Source organism: Streptomyces spinosisporus (assembly GCF_022698145.1).
Taxonomy (GTDB): Bacteria; Actinomycetota; Actinomycetes; order Streptomycetales; family Streptomycetaceae; genus Streptomyces; species Streptomyces spinosisporus.
On record NZ_JALDAX010000001.1, the window covers coordinates 1,000,700 to 1,015,960 of the forward strand.

Annotated in this window: 13 protein-coding genes; 2 read left to right on the top strand and 11 right to left on the bottom strand. The window is 73.1% G+C overall.

The window, feature by feature from the left end; all coding sequences use genetic code 11:
* Positions 1-6: 6 nt before the first annotated feature.
* A complete protein-coding gene (locus MQN93_RS04305) occupies positions 7-945 on the bottom strand; it encodes a DMT family protein (protein ID WP_242708361.1) in 939 nt (312 codons plus the stop codon).
* A complete protein-coding gene (locus MQN93_RS04310) occupies positions 942-1,739 on the bottom strand; it encodes a phosphatase PAP2 family protein (RefSeq protein ID WP_242708362.1) in 798 nt (265 codons plus the stop codon). The genes MQN93_RS04305 and MQN93_RS04310 overlap by 4 nt, the downstream gene beginning before the upstream one ends.
* A 247-nt stretch (positions 1,740-1,986) precedes the next feature.
* Between MQN93_RS04310 and MQN93_RS04315 the strand changes: the two genes are divergently transcribed.
* On the top strand, positions 1,987-2,601 hold the full coding sequence (locus MQN93_RS04315) for a TetR/AcrR family transcriptional regulator (RefSeq protein ID WP_016431433.1): 615 nt from the start codon (positions 1,987-1,989) through the stop codon (positions 2,599-2,601).
* 163 nt (positions 2,602-2,764) lie between these two features.
* On the opposite strand, the gene MQN93_RS04320 is transcribed toward MQN93_RS04315, so the two are convergent.
* The 3 genes from MQN93_RS04320 to MQN93_RS04330 are packed head-to-tail and all read right to left on the bottom strand — an operon-like array spanning position 2,765 to position 6,309.
* Positions 2,765-3,820, bottom strand: coding sequence for a DUF2510 domain-containing protein (locus MQN93_RS04320; RefSeq protein WP_242708363.1), 1,056 nt, complete (start codon positions 3,818-3,820; stop codon positions 2,765-2,767).
* A gap of 49 nt (positions 3,821-3,869) precedes the next feature.
* Positions 3,870-5,024 carry an anhydro-N-acetylmuramic acid kinase gene (locus tag MQN93_RS04325; RefSeq protein WP_242708364.1) on the bottom strand — a complete coding sequence of 385 codons (1,155 nt, stop codon included), beginning with the start codon at positions 5,022-5,024 and terminating at the stop codon, positions 3,870-3,872.
* Between the two features lie 4 nt (positions 5,025-5,028).
* Positions 5,029-6,309, bottom strand: coding sequence for an MFS transporter (locus MQN93_RS04330; protein ID WP_016431430.1), 1,281 nt, complete (start codon positions 6,307-6,309; stop codon positions 5,029-5,031).
* A 181-nt stretch (positions 6,310-6,490) separates the two neighbouring features.
* Between MQN93_RS04330 and MQN93_RS04335 the strand changes: the two genes are divergently transcribed.
* Complete coding sequence (locus MQN93_RS04335) at positions 6,491-9,175, top strand: ATP-binding protein (RefSeq protein WP_242708365.1); 2,685 nt, start codon at positions 6,491-6,493, stop codon at positions 9,173-9,175.
* An 88-nt stretch (positions 9,176-9,263) separates the two neighbouring features.
* Here MQN93_RS04335 and MQN93_RS04340 read toward each other — a convergent pair whose 3' ends face one another.
* The 6 genes from MQN93_RS04340 to MQN93_RS04365 form a co-directional block, all read right to left on the bottom strand.
* On the bottom strand, positions 9,264-10,055 hold the full coding sequence (locus MQN93_RS04340) for an SDR family NAD(P)-dependent oxidoreductase (RefSeq protein WP_242708366.1): 792 nt from the start codon (positions 10,053-10,055) through the stop codon (positions 9,264-9,266).
* 64 nt (positions 10,056-10,119) lie between these two features.
* Positions 10,120-11,247, bottom strand: a complete 1,128-nt coding sequence (gene pcaDC / locus MQN93_RS04345) for a bifunctional 3-oxoadipate enol-lactonase/4-carboxymuconolactone decarboxylase PcaDC (RefSeq protein ID WP_242708367.1) — start codon at positions 11,245-11,247, stop codon at positions 10,120-10,122.
* Positions 11,244-12,599, bottom strand: a complete 1,356-nt coding sequence (gene pcaB, locus MQN93_RS04350) for a 3-carboxy-cis,cis-muconate cycloisomerase (protein WP_242708368.1) — start codon at positions 12,597-12,599, stop codon at positions 11,244-11,246. Before pcaB ends, pcaDC begins: the two co-directional genes overlap by 4 nt.
* A complete protein-coding gene (gene pcaG, locus MQN93_RS04355; protein ID WP_242708369.1) occupies positions 12,596-13,201 on the bottom strand; it encodes a protocatechuate 3,4-dioxygenase subunit alpha in 606 nt (201 codons plus the stop codon). The genes pcaB and pcaG overlap by 4 nt, the downstream gene beginning before the upstream one ends.
* A gap of 6 nt (positions 13,202-13,207) precedes the next feature.
* Positions 13,208-13,981, bottom strand: a complete 774-nt coding sequence (gene pcaH / locus MQN93_RS04360; protein ID WP_242708370.1) for a protocatechuate 3,4-dioxygenase subunit beta — start codon at positions 13,979-13,981, stop codon at positions 13,208-13,210.
* Between the two features lie 73 nt (positions 13,982-14,054).
* A complete protein-coding gene (locus tag MQN93_RS04365) occupies positions 14,055-15,257 on the bottom strand; it encodes a thiolase family protein (protein WP_242708519.1) in 1,203 nt (400 codons plus the stop codon).
* Positions 15,258-15,261 lie beyond the last annotated feature (4 nt).

A 15,261-nucleotide genomic window follows, 5' to 3' on the forward strand; every position in this document is an offset into this window, starting at 1 on the left:
GCGGGCTCACAGCGGTGTGAGGTGTCCCGGTTCGGCCGATGGCCGGGGCACCAGGGCCGGTTCCGGGGTGGCCGTTTGCGGTTCGAGGGCGAGGACGGCCGCCACCGGGTGCTGTTCGTCCGGCGGAGTCGGGCGCACCCGGGTCAGCAGGACGACGCCCCAGGATGCGAGTGCGGCGCCCGCGAGGCCGAGCAGGACGCCGGCCGCGCCGCCGCGCAGGCCCTGGCCGAGCAGGGTGAGGCCGATCACCGAGGCCGCCACCGGATTGGACAGGGTCAGCACCGCGAGCGGAGCGCCGAGGCCGCCCTTGTACGCGGTCTGCGACAGGAACAGCCCGCCCACGGCGAACGCGGCGACCAGCACCGCCACCAGGACGACCTGGAGGCTGAGCGCCGGGCCGGACCGGTCGGTGGCGGCGACCGTCACCGTCTGGGTGAGCGCCGATGCCACGCCCGAGGCGAACCCGGACGCCGTGGCGTGCCGCAGCCCCGGCCGGGCTCCCGGCCGCGACAGCAGACCGATCAGCGTGGCCGTGACTCCCGCGACGGCCAGCGCCTCGGTCAGGCTCAATACCTGCTCGGGAGCGGATCCGGACGCGGCGACCAGCAGGGCCGCGAGTCCGGTGAGCGTCAGCGCGGTGCCCCGCCACTCGGCCGTGCTGACCTTGCGCCCGGCGGCCCGCGCCCCCAGCGGCACCGCGGCGACCAGGGTGAGGGCACCGAGCGGCTGGACGACCGTGAGCGGACCGTACTTGAGGGCGACGACGTGCAGCAGCGCCGCGGAGGCGTTGAGCCCGACCGACGCCCACCAGGCGCCCGTGCCCAGCAGCCGCAGTACGCCGGCGTCGGCGTCGCGGGCGGCCAGCCGCTCCTGGGCCACGGCCGCCGCGGCGTAGGCGACGGCCGAGACCAGCGAGAGGGCGACGGCGACGAGCGTGGCGGTCATCGGCCCGCTCCCACGAGGACCTTTTCGTCGTCCGGCGCGAGCCGCTCGCTGCCGCGTCCCGCCGTGCTGACGGTGCGCTGCGGCCGGTGGATCAGCGCGAGGGCGCCGCCGAGCATGGCGGTCGCCACGATCGCGTCGAGCCAGTAGTGGTTCGCCGTCCCGACGATCACCAGCAGGGTGACCAGCGGGTGCAGCAGCCACAGCCAGCGCCAGCGGGACCTGGTCGCCACGATCAGGCCGATCGCGACCATCAGGGCCCAGCCGAAGTGCAGCGACGGCATCGCCGCGAACTGGTTGGAGAGATGGTCCGAGGAGGGCGGGCCGTACACCGACGGCCCGTACACGTGCGCGGTGTCCACGAGATGCGTGGCGGCCAGCATCCGCGGCGGGGCCAGCGGATAGACGAAGGGCAGCACCAGGGCCGCCGAGGTGAGCACGGCGAGGACCCGGCGGGCCCAGACGTAGTGCGCGGGGCGCCGCAGGTAGAGCCAGATCAGGAAGGCCGCGGTGATCGGGAAGTGGACGGTCGCGTAGTAGGTGTTCGCGATCTGCGCGAGGCCGTCGCCGTGCAGCAGCAGGGACTGCACCGCGCCCTCGCCGGGCAGGTGCACGGCCCGTTCGAGGTCCCACACCTGGCGTGCGTTGTGGAAGGCCTCGCCGGTGTGCCCCGTCGCGAGCTGCCGGCCGAGCTTGTAGACGAGGAAGAGCCCCGCGACGAGCAGCAGCTCGCGCACGAGCGGCGGCCGTGCCGCGTCGGTTCCCCCCACATCCGGAGGCTTGGTGCGTCCGTTCATCCCCCGGCCCCTTTGCTGACCGTCGTACCTGTGCTGGTGCTGAGTGAGACTCCGGCCGTGGCCGGAACTCATCGGTACGCACCCGTCCCGAAACGAAAGCGTTCCGATACGGGAGTGTACCGATACGTCGGCGTTCCGGTACAGTGGCGTATCGATAGGTACGACACACAGGCAGCCGGGAATAATCCCGGACCCGGGGAAGACCGCAGAAAACGCGAGAAAGACCACAGACGAAGGAGAAGCGCGCATGACGTCGCAGGCCGCGGACGGACCGGACACGGTCGTCGCCTCGCGCCGCTCCAAGATCACGCCCGAGCGTGAGCAGGAGTTCTTCGACGCCGTGCTCGAACAGATCCGTGAGTGCGGATACGACGCCGTGACCATGGAGGGCGTCGCCGCGAGCACGCGCTGCAGCAAGTCCACGCTGTACCGCCAGTGGAAGACGAAGCCGCAGTTCGTGGCGGCCGCGCTGCGGTCGGCCCGGCAGGTCCGCTTCGGCGGCATAGACAGCGGGTCACTGGCCGAGGACCTGAGGCAGGCCGCGCGGATCGCCGCCCAGTGGGGACGCAAGGACACCCGGCTCCACCAGGCGCTGGGCCACGCCATCACCCAGGACCCCGAGCTCCAGCGGGCCCTGCGCGAGGCGCTGGTCGAGCCGGAGATCTGCGCGCTGCAGGAGATCCTCCAGCGCGGCGTGGACCGGGGCGAGATCGCCGCCGACCATCCGGCCCTGCCGTACGTCCCGGCGCAGATGTTCGGCGTGATGCGGGCCCGGCCCGTCCTGGAGGGGGAGTACGCCGACCCCGACTATCTGGTCCGCTTCGTGGAGGCCGCCGTGCTGCCGGCACTGGGCCTCTCCTGAGACTCGGGCCGCCGTCCACGGGATGACTGGACGGTGACCCGACCGCGCCGCACCGTGGGGACGGGGGCGGCGCGCACCCCCCGGCCGGGTGGGGCTCCCCTTTGAGCGGAGGGGAGCACCGCCCGGCCGATCGCCGTCCGGGACGGGACCGGACGGCGCCGGATCAGACGTTCTGGCCGTTGCCGCTTCCCGTCGACACCTTGATGCCCTTGGTGATGGTGTCGATGACGGTCTGTTTCTCGGCGACGTCGACACCGAAGCGGACGACGACGATCTGTTGGGGGTTCGCGGGGGAGGGGAACGCCAGCGACTCGACGTAGCCGTCCGAGCCCTTGCTGGTGACCGCCTTCCAGCGGACCAGATAGCCCTTCTGCCCGGCCACGGTGACCGCCTTGGAGTCGAGCACGTCGTGCGACGTGATCGAGCCGTAGGTCTTGCCGCCGTAGGACTCCTCGGCGTTGGCCCCGATGTCGGCCTTCGCCACCTCCTCGGCCGACGAACCCTTGGTGCCCAGGGCCAGGGCGGGCGCCGAGTACGCGCCGCCGTTCGTGCAGGTCTGGGAGGTGTCGCCGGGGCACTTGTAGGAGTGGTCGGAGGTGATCTGGGCGCCCACCGAGAGCTGCTGGCCGTACCAGTCGTCCGGGATGGGCAGGCTGATCCCGGAGACCGCGTCGGTCACCGAACCGCTCCTGATCTTCGGCGCCTCGGACTGCCCGGGAGCGGGCGACTCGCTGCCGCCGGAGCCGCCCGAACCGCCGGAGCCCCCCTGACCGCCGTTGCCGCCGAACGGTCCGCCCTGGCCGCCCTGTCCGCCCGAGGAGCCGTCCTGCCCTCCGGGGCCCGGCCCCTGCCCGGAGGCGGTGCCGCCGCCCGAGTTGTCGTTGCCCGCCAGGGCGTACACGCCCACGCCGATGCACGCGAGGACGACCACGGCCGCCCCCACCGCGATGCCCGTGCGCAGACCGCGGCGCGGCGCGGCCGGTGGCTGGGCGGGATACGACGGGTACGCCGGGTAGGCCGACACACCCGCCGCGGGGGCCGCCTGCGCCGGATCGGCACCGGCCGTCGGCGTCTGCGCCGGTGGACCCCATACGGCCGCCGACCCGGCGGGGCGGGTCCGGTCCGTCCATGCCTTGCCGTCCCACCACCGCTCGGTGGCGGGACCCTCACTTGTCTGCCCGGGGTCGGGGTACCACCCGGGAGGAGTCACCTGCGTCATGCCCCCACCGTATGAGGCCTCGGTGAAAGCGGGATGAGAGCCCCGGCGTTCATGCCACCACCAGCCGCCTCGGCGGCCGTGCACCGGGTGGCGGCAGCCGCAGCCCCTCCCGGCCGGGAGTGATCGAGCCGAGCACGCGCGCGTGGCGGGCGCCGGTGCTCGCCGGGTGGGTGCCGGGCAGGCCGTGGGCGGTGAGGAAGCCGAGGACGGCGAAGGCGTAGGCCTCCTTGGCGTTCCAGGGCAGGCCCAGTTCGTCGGAGGTGCGCACCGCGGTCCCCGGCAGCCGCTGCCCGAGCATCGCCATGAGCACAGGATTGCGGGTGCCGCCGCCGGAGGCGATGACCTCCGTGGCGTTCAGGGCGCCGACCGCGTCGGCGACTGTCCGGGCCGTGAGCATGGTCAGCGTGGCGATCACGTCCTCGGCCCTGAGGGTGGTGAACCCGGCCAGCGCGTCGCGCAGATAACCGAGGTGGAAGAGTTCCTTGCCGGTCGTCTTGGGGGCGGGCAGCGCGTAGTACGGCTCGTCGAGCAGCCGGCGCAGGAGCGGTTCGTGAACGGTGCCGCGCGCGGCCAGCGCCCCGTCGACGTCGTGGGCCAGTGCTCCGCCGCTGAACCCCCGTGCCGCCGCGTCGATCAGCGCGCACGCGGGCCCGGTGTCGAAGGCCGTGCCGTCGGGGGCGGTGACATTGGCGATGCCGCCGAGGTTCAGGGCGACGGGTGTGCCGGGTCTGCCGCGCAGCCACAGCAGGTCCACCAGGCTCACCAGAGGCGCGCCCTGGCCGCCCGCGGCGATGTCGCGCGGCCGGAAGTCGGCGACCACGGGCAGCCCGGTGGCCTCCGCGATCCAGGCCGGCTGCCCGAGCTGGAGCGTGCCGCGCACCTCGCCGCCGTCCGCCCAGTGGTAGACCGTCTGCCCGTGCGAGGCCACCAACTCGGCCTCGCCCCGGCACACTTCACGGTCCGCCCGCACCGCGGCCGCCGCGAACGCCTGCCCGATGCCCGTGTCGAGCCGGCACACCTCGGCCGCCGACGTGACACCCGGCGGCAGCGCGGCGGCGAGCGCCTCCCGCAGCTCCTCGTCGTACGCCTCGCTCACCATCCCCAGCGGCTTCAGTACGAGACCGTCGCCGTCGAGGCTCAGGTCGGCCGCCGCCGCGTCGATGGCGTCGTACGACGTGCCCGACATCAGGCCGATGACCCGCATCCGCTCAACCCGCTTTCCGTTTCGGTGTTCCGGCCAGGGCGAGGACGCTCACCGCGCATGTCGCCGCCGCGTAGTACCCGGGAATGTCGACGTTCCCCGTCCGCTTCACGGTTTCCGTGATGATGAGCCCGGCACAGCCCGAGAACACGGCATTGGACAGCGCGTAGGCGAGTCCCAGGCCGGTGTATCGCACGTTCGTCGGGAACAGCTCGGAGAGCATCGCCGGGCCGGGGCCCGCCATCAGCCCGACCACCGCACCCGCGCCGAACACCGCCGCCCCCTTCACGGAGTTCGACGTCCCGGTGTCCTGGAGGAGGTCGAGCAGCGGCAGCGCAAGCAGCACCACGAGCACCGCGCCCGTCAGCATCACCGCCCGCCGGCCCACCCGGTCGCTGAGCAGGCCCGCCGGGACGATCGTGACCGCGAAGCCGGCATTGGCCAACACCGTGGCGATCAGCGCCTGTTGGAAGCTCGCGTCGAGGGTGCTCTGCAGATACGAGGGCAGCACGACCAGGAAGGTGTAGCCCGCCGCAGCCCAGCCCATGATCCGCGCGGCGCCCAGCGCGACGGTCCGGGCCACCTCGCCCGCGGGCGGGCTCACCGCCGCGGTCTCCCGCCGGAACGCCGGCGTCTCGTCCAGGCGCAGCCTCAGCCACAGCGCCGCGAGCCCCAGCGGCAGCGTCAGCAGGAACGGCACCCGCCAGCCCCAGTCGCCCAGCTGATCCTCCGTCAGCAGGGAAGCCAGCAACGCCGCCACACCCGCCCCACCCAGCAGCCCCAGCGCCACCGTGAACGACTGCCACGAGCCGTACAGCCCGCGCCGGCCCGGCGGCGCGAACTCCGTCATCACCGCCACCGCGCCCCCGAACTCCCCGCCCGCGGACAGCCCTTGGAGCACCCGCAGCAACGTCAGCAGCCATGGCGCCAAGGCCCCGACCGTGGCGTAGGTCGGCAGCGCCCCGATCAGCGTCGTCGCCGCCGTCATCAGCAGCACCACCAGGATCAGCACCGGGCGGCGCCCCACGCGGTCGCCCAGCCGTCCGAACAGGGCCGCCCCGACGGGCCGGAAGAAGAACGCGAGCGCGAAGGAGGCGTACGTCTTCACCAGCGCCTCCGCCTCGCTGCCGCCCTCCGGCGTGAAGAAGCGCGCCGCGATGACGGTGGCGAAGTAGCCGTAGACCCCGAACTCGTACCACTCGATGAAGTTGCCGACCGAACCGGCCAGCACAGCGCGTGTCGTGGACGCGTCCCGCACGACCCGGCGTTGCCCGAAAAACAGCGTCATCTCAGCGCCCTTCGACTGTCGGTTACCTTCTGTCGGGCTGCTCACGGGTCCGTCGCGTCGCCTTGCCGTACCCGCTGTCACCCATCACGGCAAGAGCTACCCGGAGCGGCCACCACTTGCCCGACCGGACGGCTACGCTCGAGGTCTGTACGTCGTTCGGGCGACTTGGGGAGGTAGCGGGATGACGGACGTCCGGCCCGGGGAGGGCGCCTCGGCCTCCCTGTGGGAGCGCGAGGACGAAGTCGCCGCCGTCGTACAGGCGCTCGACACCCTCTGTGGCGATCGCGCGTCCGGGGGCAGCCTGATGGTGATCCGGGGAGAGGCGGGCATCGGCAAGACCGCCCTGCTCGCCGAGGTCCGCCGGATCGCCGAACGCCGCGGCTGCACCGTGTGGTCGGCCCGCGGCGGCGAGACCCTCAGGTCCGTCCCCTTCAACGTGGTGCGCCAACTGCTGCAGCCCGCCCTGGTGTCGCTGATGCCGGAGGAGGCCCGCGAGTACCTGGGCGACTGGTACGACATCGCGGGCCCGGCCCTCGGGATAGCGGAACCGGGCGAGCGCCAGGCCGACCCGCAGGGCGTGTGCGACGGACTGGTCGCCGGGGTGCGCCGGCTGGCCCGCCGCGACTGGCCCCTGGTGCTGCTCATCGACGACGCGCACTGGGCCGACCAGGAGACGCTGCGCTGGCTCGCCGCCTTCGCCGAGCGCCTCGACGACCTGTCCGTGCTGCTCGTGGTGGCCCGCAGGCCCGGCGAGGTCAGCGGTGACAGCGCCCGCTATCTGGAGGCGGTCACCGCCTGCGCGGGCGGACCCGACGCCACCCTGAGCGCCCTCACCCCACAGGCCACCGCCGGCCTCACCCGCGCCACCCTCGGTGCGCACGCCGACGCCCCGTTCTGCCGCGAGGTGTGGGCCGTCACCGGCGGAAACCCGTACGAGACCGTGGAGTTGCTCGCCAAGGTCCGCGAAAGCGAACTGGAACCCACCGAGGGCTCCGCCGCCGAACTGCGCGCCCTCAACCGCTCCGCACGCGGCGGCGGCCTCGTCGCCCGCCTGGAGGAACTCGGCATCGACGCCACCCGGTTCGCCTGGGCGGCCGCCATCCTCGGCACCGGCATCTCCGTCGACCTGGTGGCCAAGCTCGCCACCATGTCCCGCGAGGACGCGCTGCGCTGCGCCGAACTGCTGCAGGGCGCCCGCATCCTGACCGAACCCGACCCGGCCGGCGTCCGGATCGGCGACGGCGACCTGGAGTTCGTGCACCCACTGATCGCCTCCGCCGTCTACCACTCCATCCCGGACGCCCTGCGCACCGCCATGCACGGCATCGCCGCCCAGGTCGTCACCGACTCCGGACTCGGCGCCGCCATGGCCTCCCGGCATCTGCTGCAGGTGCACCCAGACGACGACGAGGAACTGGTCGAGCAGCTGCGCGAGGCCGCCCGGGAACACCTCGCCGTCGGCGCGCCCGACGCGGCCCGCCGCTGCCTGGAGCGCGCCCTGCTGGAGCCGCCCGTCCCGGAGTCCCACGCGCGCGTGCTCTTCGAACTCGGCTGCGCCACCCTGCTGGACGCGCCCGCCACCACCATCGAGCATCTGCAGTCCGCGCTCGCCATGCCCGGCCTCGACAGCGAGGAACGCGTCGACGCCGTCGTCCGCCTCTCCCAGGCCCTCCTCCACAACGACCAGCTGGGGGAGGCCGTCCGCACCGTCGAGGCGGAGGCCGCCCGGCACGAGGACGGCCCCGCGAAGCTGCGGCTGCAGGCCGTGCAGTACATGTGGGAGGGCATCCACGCCGGAGAGTCCACCTCGCCGGGACGCTCCGAGCGCCTCGCCGGCCTCGCCCGCACCTGCACCGGCCGCAACAACTCCGAGCGCGCCCTGCTCATGCTGCGCGGCTTCGACGCGCTGCTCCAGGGCGAGAGCGCGGAGGAGGTCATCGAGGTCTGCGACCGCGCCCTCGTCAACGGCCGCCTGGCACCGGGACTCGGCTGGACCAACACCGAGTGGGGCATCGAACTGCTGCTGATGCTCTCCAACTCCTACGCCTACACCGACCGCCTCGACCGCGCCGAGAGCCTCTACAACGAGGCCCTGCGCACCTACGAGACGGCCGGCTGGAGCGGCGGTCATCTCTCCCTGGCCCACGCCCACATCGGCCTCGTGCACCGCAGGCGCGGCCGGCTCAGGGAGGCGGAGGCATCCCTGCGCGAGGCGCTGCGCCTGGCCGAGCGCGTCGGCCGCGGACTGCCCCTGTACTGGTGCGCCACCAGCAACCTCGTCGACGTCCTGCTCGCCCGCGGCCATGTCGACGAGGCCTGGGCCATAGCCGACCAGCACGGTTTCGCACCGCCCTACCCCTCGCCCATGGTGATGCACGACCCGCGGTCCGTGCGCGGCCGACTCCTGCTCGCGGTCGGCCGCACCGCCGACGGCATCAACGAACTGGAGGAGGCCGAGAAGGACGCGGCCGCCCGCGGCCACCACAACCCGGTGGTCCTCCCTTGGGCGTTCAACCTCGCCCGGGCGCTCGCCACGGAGGAGCCGGCCAGGGCCGCGCAACTGGCCACGGACGCCCGGCAGCAGGCCGAGCGGTTCGGCACGGACACGGCCATCGGCGAGGCGCTGCGGTGTGAGGCGGCGCTGGAGACGGGGCAGCGGGCCGTCCGGCTGGCCGCCCAGGCGGTCGCCTATCTGGAGGCCTCGCCCTGCCAGTACGAGCATGCGGCGGCCCGGGTCGAGTACGGGATCGCTGCGCGGTCCGTGTCCGAACTCAACAGGGGGTTGGCGCTCGCGCGCTCTTGTGGGGCGGACGGGTTGGCCGAGGAGGCGCGGCAGGTGCTGGAGGCGGGGCGGGGGTTGCGCTGACGAGCTCGGGCCTTGAGGTGAGTTGGCGTCTGCGGGTCGGTTGGGGTTGATCGCGCAGTTCCCCGCGCCCCCAAGACACGAACCCCCGCTACAGCGCCAGCAGTTGGTCCGTCACCGCTGACAGGCGTTTCTGTAGCTCGCGGTCATACGTCGCCTCGTGGGCCCGTGCTCGGTTCGTGCCGTCGAAGTAGTTGCCCGTGCCCGTGTCCTTGGTTGCCAGGGCCAGTACGCCCGGTGCGCCGTCGGCCACCGAGTTCCAGGGGGTGACGCCGCCCTCGCGGACCATGGCCGTGTCCATGAAGGTGGCGGGGTGCAGGACGTTGACCGACACGCCGGAGTCGGCCAACTCCTCGGCCAGGGTGAAGGTGTGGGCCGCCAGGGCGAACTTCGCGCGGCGGTACGCCGCGAAGCCGTCGTAGCCGCGACGGAACTCGATGTCGTCGAAGTCGAGGGGTTCCTGGCCGACCGAGCCGACGTTGACGACGCGGGCCGGCGGGTTCGCGCGCAGCACCGGCAGCAGGGCGCGGGAGAGCACGACCGGTGCCAAGTAGTTCACCGCGAGGCGCAGTTCATGGCCGTCGGCGCTCAGCTCGCGGCCCGCGCCGGACGCGCCCGCTCCCACGCCCGCGTTGTTGATCAGCACGTCCAGACCGGGATGCGCACCGGCGACCCGCTCGCCCAGCTCGCGCACCTGCGTCAGCGAGGCCAGATCGGCGACGAACCCTTCCGCGTGCCCCTCCGTGCGCAGCTCCGCGACCAGCTGCTCGGTGCGGCCCGGATCGCGGCCGTGCGCGAGGACGGTGTGGCCGGAGCGGACCAGCTCGAAGGCGACGTAGCGGCCGAGACCCGAGGTGGCGCCGGTGATCAGAATGGTGGACATGCCTCCACCGTAGGCACGCGGTGAAGGCATGTGGCAGATGCTGCTGAGGCTACGACCAGCAGGGTCACCCTCGGCTCCCGTCCTCCTCCGCCAGCACCCGCTGGGCCGTCGCGAACGCCGAGTTCGCCGCCGGAACCCCGCAGTACACGGCCGTCTGCAGGAGTACGGCGCCGATCTCGTCCGGCGTCAGACCGTTGCGCCGGGCCGCCCGCACATGCATGGCGAGCTCGTCGTAGTGGCCGTGCGCGACCAGCGCCGTCAGCGTGATCATGCTGCGTTCGCGGCGCGAGAGCGTCGGATCGGTCCAGATCTCGCCCCAGGCGTAGCGCGAGATGAAGTCCTGGAAGCGGGCGGTGAAGGGGCTCTGGCGGGCCTGCGCCCGGTCCACGTGCGTATCGCCCAGCACCGCACGGCGTACCTCCATGCCCCGCTTGGCACCCCCGTCGAAGTGGGCGCGCAGCGCGGTCAGCACGGCCTCGGGGCACTCCGCCGGCGCGAGATGCGCGGCACCCGGAAGCTCGACGAGCGTGGCGCCGGCGACCGCGTCCGCGATCTCCCGCAGATGCGGCGGCGGGGTCGCCCGGTCCTCGCGCCCGGCGATCAGCAGCGTCGGCACGGAGATCTCCGCGAGCCGGACCCGCAGGTCGAAGGCGGCCAGTGCGTCGCAGCAGGCGGCGTACGCCTCCGGATCGGCCTCGGCCTGGTCACGCACCAGCCGCGGGACGGTGAAGCCGGGGGTGAACCAGCGCGCGTCGGCGCTCTCCACCAGTGAGGCGAGGCCCTCCCGCCGCACCAGCGCGGCCCGTTCCTCCCACGGCTTCGAGCCGTTGAAGTGCGCCGACGAACAGATCACGGCCAGCGACGACACCCGGTCCGGGTGGTGCACCCCCAGATGCAGACCGACGGCTCCGCCGAGCGAGACACCGGCGTAGGCGAAGCGCTCGATGCCGAGCGAGTCGGCGAGCGTGAGCACCTGGGCGGCCAGGTCGGCGACGGTGGCGCCGGGAGCGATCAGACCGGGCGCCGACCCGCCGTGCCCCGGCAGGTCCCAGCGCACCACACGGTGGCTGACGGCCAGCTCGGGCGCCACCTGGTCCCACAGGGCGTACGACGTGCCGAGGGAGGGTCCCAGCAGCAGCGGGGGAGCCGAAGCGGGCCCTTCGGCACGGTGGTTGAGGAGTTTCTCGGTCAACGTCGCTCCAGTGCACGGTCGGTGAGGGCTCCGGCGGAGCCGGTGTAGCGGGCGGGATCGGTCGGCTCGTCGAGGTCGACGTCCTTCAACTCGGGCTCGGCCGCGAGCAGTTCACGCAGGGAGCGTCCTTCGGCGTAGGTGCGTCCGGCCAGCTCGCTCAGCAGCTTCTTGGCGCGGGCGCGGCCCAGCACCGGGGCCAGCTCGGCGGACAGCCGCTCGGAGACGATCAACCCGTGGGTGAGGCCGAGGTGTTCGCGCATCGTGTCCGCGTTCACCCGCAGCCCCTCGGCCAGTTCGGCGGCGTCCCGGGCCGCCCCGCCGACCAGGCGCAGCAGATCCCGCAGCGGCTCCCATTCGGCGTGCCAGGCCCCGGCCGGGCGCTCGTCCTCGGCGGCCAGCGACCCGTACAGCGTGGCCGCGAGCTGCGGAGCCCGCCGGGCCGCCGCCGCGACGAGCGTGGACCGCACGGGGTTCGCCTTGTGCGGCATGGCCGACGAGCCGCCGCCGCTGCCCTCCGCGACCTCGGCGATCTCGGTACGGCCGAGCGCCAGCACATCCACGGCCATCTTGCCCAGCGCCCCGGCCGCGAAGGCCAGACAGCCCGCGAGATCGGCGATCGGTGTGCGCAGGGTGTGCCAGGGAAGCAGCGGTTCCCGCAGCCCCAGTTCTCGGGCGAACGCCGCCGTGAGGGCCTGCGGGTCCCGGGCGCCGTACGCGGTGAAGGCGGCCAAGGTCCCGGCTGCGCCCCCGAGTTGGGCCGGCAGACCGTCCTGTACTGCCTTGATCCGGTCCCGGGCGTCGAGGACGAGCGAGCGCCAGCCGGCCGCCTTCAGCCCGAACGTCGTCGGCACGGCGTGCTGGGTGAGCGTGCGTCCCGGCATCGCGGTGTCGCGGTGCTCGGTGGCCAGTCGGGCGAGCGCCCGTTCGGTGCGGTCGAGGTCGGCGAGCACCGGGTCCAGGGCGCGCACGGCGACCAGCATCGTCGCCGTGTCCATGATGTCCTGGCTGGTCGCGCCCCGGTGGACGTAGGGCCCGTGCTCCTCACCGACCGCCTTCGTCAGATCGGCGACCAGCGGGATGACCGGGTTGCCGCCCGCGCGCGCTCGCTCCGCGAGGGACCGCACGTCGAAGCGACCGGCCTCGGCCGCTGCGGTCACCGCGGCCGCAGCCGTCGCCGGGGCGAGATCCAGGGCGGCCTGCGCGCGGGTGAGCGCGGCCTCCGCGTCGAGGAGGGCCTGCAGATACGCCGTGTCGGCGGTGGCCGACGCGACGGGGGAGCCCGCCCACCCGGGGGCGAGCAGGCCGGGGTCGTCGGGGTTCTCGAAAGCGGCGGGTGGACCGGCAGATGTCACTGGAACTCCAGGAAGACCGTTTCGCCTTCGCCCTGAAGGCGGATGTCGAAACGGTAGGTGCCCTTGCCGTCGTCCTCGGCGATCAGCGTGTCGCGTCGCGACCGGTCCACCCGGGACAGCAGCGGGTCGGCGGCGAGGGCAGCGTCGTCGCCCGGCAGATAGATCCGGGTGAACAGATGCACCAGCAGCCCGCGCGCGAAGACGCACACGCTGATGTACGGCGCGCTCCGCCCGCGCGCACCGGGCCGCAGCGTACGGGCGTACCAGTGGCCGTTGGCGTCCGTCTGGATGCGCCCCCAGCCGGTGAACTCCACGCCGTTGCGGCCCACATAGCCGCCGGTCGCCGGGTCGCGCCGGATCGATCCGTCGGCGGTCGGCACGTTGCCGTCGGGGTCGGCGCCCCACAGCTCCACGAGGGCGTCCGGCAGTGGTTTGCCCTCGCCGTCGTACACGTATCCCTGGAGCGTGATCGTGTCGGGGTGTCCGACCGGCGCGATGTCACCGCCGCCGGGAAAGGGCAGGGCGTAGCCGTAGAAGGGGCCCACCGTGTGCGAGGGAGTGGGCAGGACGGTCTCGGGCCGGCTCGTGTCGATCTTCGTCATGGCAGGTCAGCGCCCTTCCTCGAGCCAGGTGGCGTGCGGGCCGTCCAGCACGATGTCCCAGTGGTAGCCCATCGAGAACTCCGGTACGGACAGGTCGTGGTCGTAGGTCGCGACCAGCCGCTGCCGCGCGGAGTCGTCGGTGACGGACTGGATGATCGGGTCGTACGGGAACAGCGGATCGGCGGGGAAGTACATCTGCGTCACGAGCCGCTGGGTGAACGCCGAGCCGAACATCGAGAAGTGGATGTGCGCCGGACGCCAGGCGTTGAGGTGGTTGCGCCAGGGGTAGGGGCCGGGCTGGATGGTGGTGAAGCGGTAACCGCCGTCGGCGTCGGTGATCGTACGGCCGAATCCGGTGAAGTTCGGGTCCAGCGGGGCGTCGTGCTGCTCGCGCTGATGGGCGTAGCGGCCCGCCGAGTTGGCCTGCCAGATCTCGATGAGCTGACCGCGCACCGGACGGCCGGCGCGGTCCAGCAGCCTTCCGGAGACGGTGATGCGCTCGCCGATCGGCTCGCCCCGGTGGTGCCGGGTGAGGTCGTTGTCGATCTCGGTGATGTCGCGCTCGCCGAAGGCGGGGGAGTGCAGCTCCACCAGCTCCGGGTCCTTGCTGACGTCGATGGCGATGGGCGGCTGTTGGGGGTGACGGAGGATCGAGGAGCGGTACGGCGCGTAGTCGCGGCGCGGGTGGTGCTCCATGGGGGCGCCGTCGGTGACCCGCTTCTCGTACGCGGCGTGCTCGGCCGCGATCTCCTGGTCGATGTCGTGTTGTGTGAGCGTCATGGGGTTTCCCTCGGGGTTCCCGGGTGTCCTTGGCGTTCCGCGTTCCGCGTTCCGCGTTCCGGCGGTGGGGCGTTCAGCGTTCGAGGACGAGGGCGAGGCCCTGGCCGACGCCGATGCAGAGGGTGGCGATGCCGGTGCCGGTGCCGCGGGCGGCGAGCTGGTGGGCGACGGTGCCCGCGAGCCGGGCCCCGGAGGCGCCCAGGGGATGGCCGAGCGCGATGGCGCCGCCCTGCGGGTTGAGGATCGCCGGGTCGAACTCGGGCCATTCGGCGACGCAGCCCAGCACCTGCGCGGCGAATGCCTCGTTCAGCTCCAGCACGTCCAGGTCGGCGAACGTCTTGCCGGCCTTGGCCAGGGCCCGGTTGACGGCCTCGACCGGGGCGAGGCCGAAGTAGTGCGGGTCGACGGCGTGCACCCCGGTCGCGGAGACCCGGGCCAGCGGCTCGCGGCCGACCGCGTTCAGGCCGGCCTCGTCGACCAGCAGCAGGGCGGCGGCGCCGTCGTTGAGGGGGGAGGCGTTGCCGGCCGTGACGGTGCCGTTCTCCTTGCGGAAGGACGGCTTGAGCTTGGCCATGGCCTCCAGGGAGGCGTTGGGGCGGACGCACTCGTCGGCGGCGAAGTTGACCGGCTCGCCCTTGCGCTGCGGGATCGCGACGGGCGCCAACTCGGCGTCGAACAGCCCCTGTTCGCGGGCGGCGGCGGCCTTGCGGTGGGAGGCGAGCGCGAACTCGTCCTGCTGCTCGCGGCTGATCTTGTGCTTGTCGGCGATCAACTCCGCGCTTTCGCCGAGGGGGATGGTCCACTGCGGGTCCATGGTCGGGTTGACCATGCGCCAGCCCAGCGTGGTGGAGTACAGCTCGGTGTGGGCGGCCGGGAAGGGGCGGTCGTTCTTGGGCAGCACGTAGGGGGCGCGGGTCATCGACTCCACGCCGCCGGCCACCGCGATGGAGGCGTCGCCGGCGGCGATGGCGCGGGCGGCCTGGATGACGGCCTCCAGGCCGGAGGCGCACAGCCGGTTGACCGTCACCCCGGGCACGCTGGTGGGCAGCCCGGCCAGCAGGGCGGCCATGCGGCCGACGTTGCGGTTCTCCTCACCCGCGCCGTTGGCGTTGCCGAAGTACACGTCCTCGATCCGCGCGGGGTCCAACTGGGGTGTGCGGGCGAGGAGTTCGCGGATGGTGTGGGCGGCGAGGTCGTCCGGGCGCACGCTCGCCAGGCCGCCGTTGTAGCGGCCGATCGGGGTGCGCACGGCGTCGACGATGTACACGTCCTTCAAGCGG

What these genes read in the sequence shown, in the direction of transcription:
- MQN93_RS04325 (WP_242708364.1), bottom strand. Translation starts at nt 5,024, where the DNA reads ATGCGGGTCATCGGCCTGATGTCGGGCACGTCGTACGACGCCATCGAC.
- MQN93_RS04310 (WP_242708362.1), bottom strand. Translation starts at nt 1,739, where the DNA reads ATGAACGGACGCACCAAGCCTCCGGATGTGGGGGGAACCGACGCGGCA.
- MQN93_RS04340 (WP_242708366.1), bottom strand. Translation starts at nt 10,055, where the DNA reads ATGTCCACCATTCTGATCACCGGCGCCACCTCGGGTCTCGGCCGCTAC.
- MQN93_RS04335 (WP_242708365.1), top strand. Translation starts at nt 6,491, where the DNA reads ATGACGGACGTCCGGCCCGGGGAGGGCGCCTCGGCCTCCCTGTGGGAG.
- MQN93_RS04315 (WP_016431433.1), top strand. Translation starts at nt 1,987, where the DNA reads ATGACGTCGCAGGCCGCGGACGGACCGGACACGGTCGTCGCCTCGCGC.
- MQN93_RS04320 (WP_242708363.1), bottom strand. Translation starts at nt 3,820, where the DNA reads ATGACGCAGGTGACTCCTCCCGGGTGGTACCCCGACCCCGGGCAGACA.
- MQN93_RS04305 (WP_242708361.1), bottom strand. Translation starts at nt 945, where the DNA reads ATGACCGCCACGCTCGTCGCCGTCGCCCTCTCGCTGGTCTCGGCCGTC.
- pcaG (WP_242708369.1), bottom strand. Translation starts at nt 13,201, where the DNA reads ATGACGAAGATCGACACGAGCCGGCCCGAGACCGTCCTGCCCACTCCC.
- MQN93_RS04330 (WP_016431430.1), bottom strand. Translation starts at nt 6,309, where the DNA reads ATGACGCTGTTTTTCGGGCAACGCCGGGTCGTGCGGGACGCGTCCACG.
- pcaH (WP_242708370.1), bottom strand. Translation starts at nt 13,981, where the DNA reads ATGACGCTCACACAACACGACATCGACCAGGAGATCGCGGCCGAGCAC.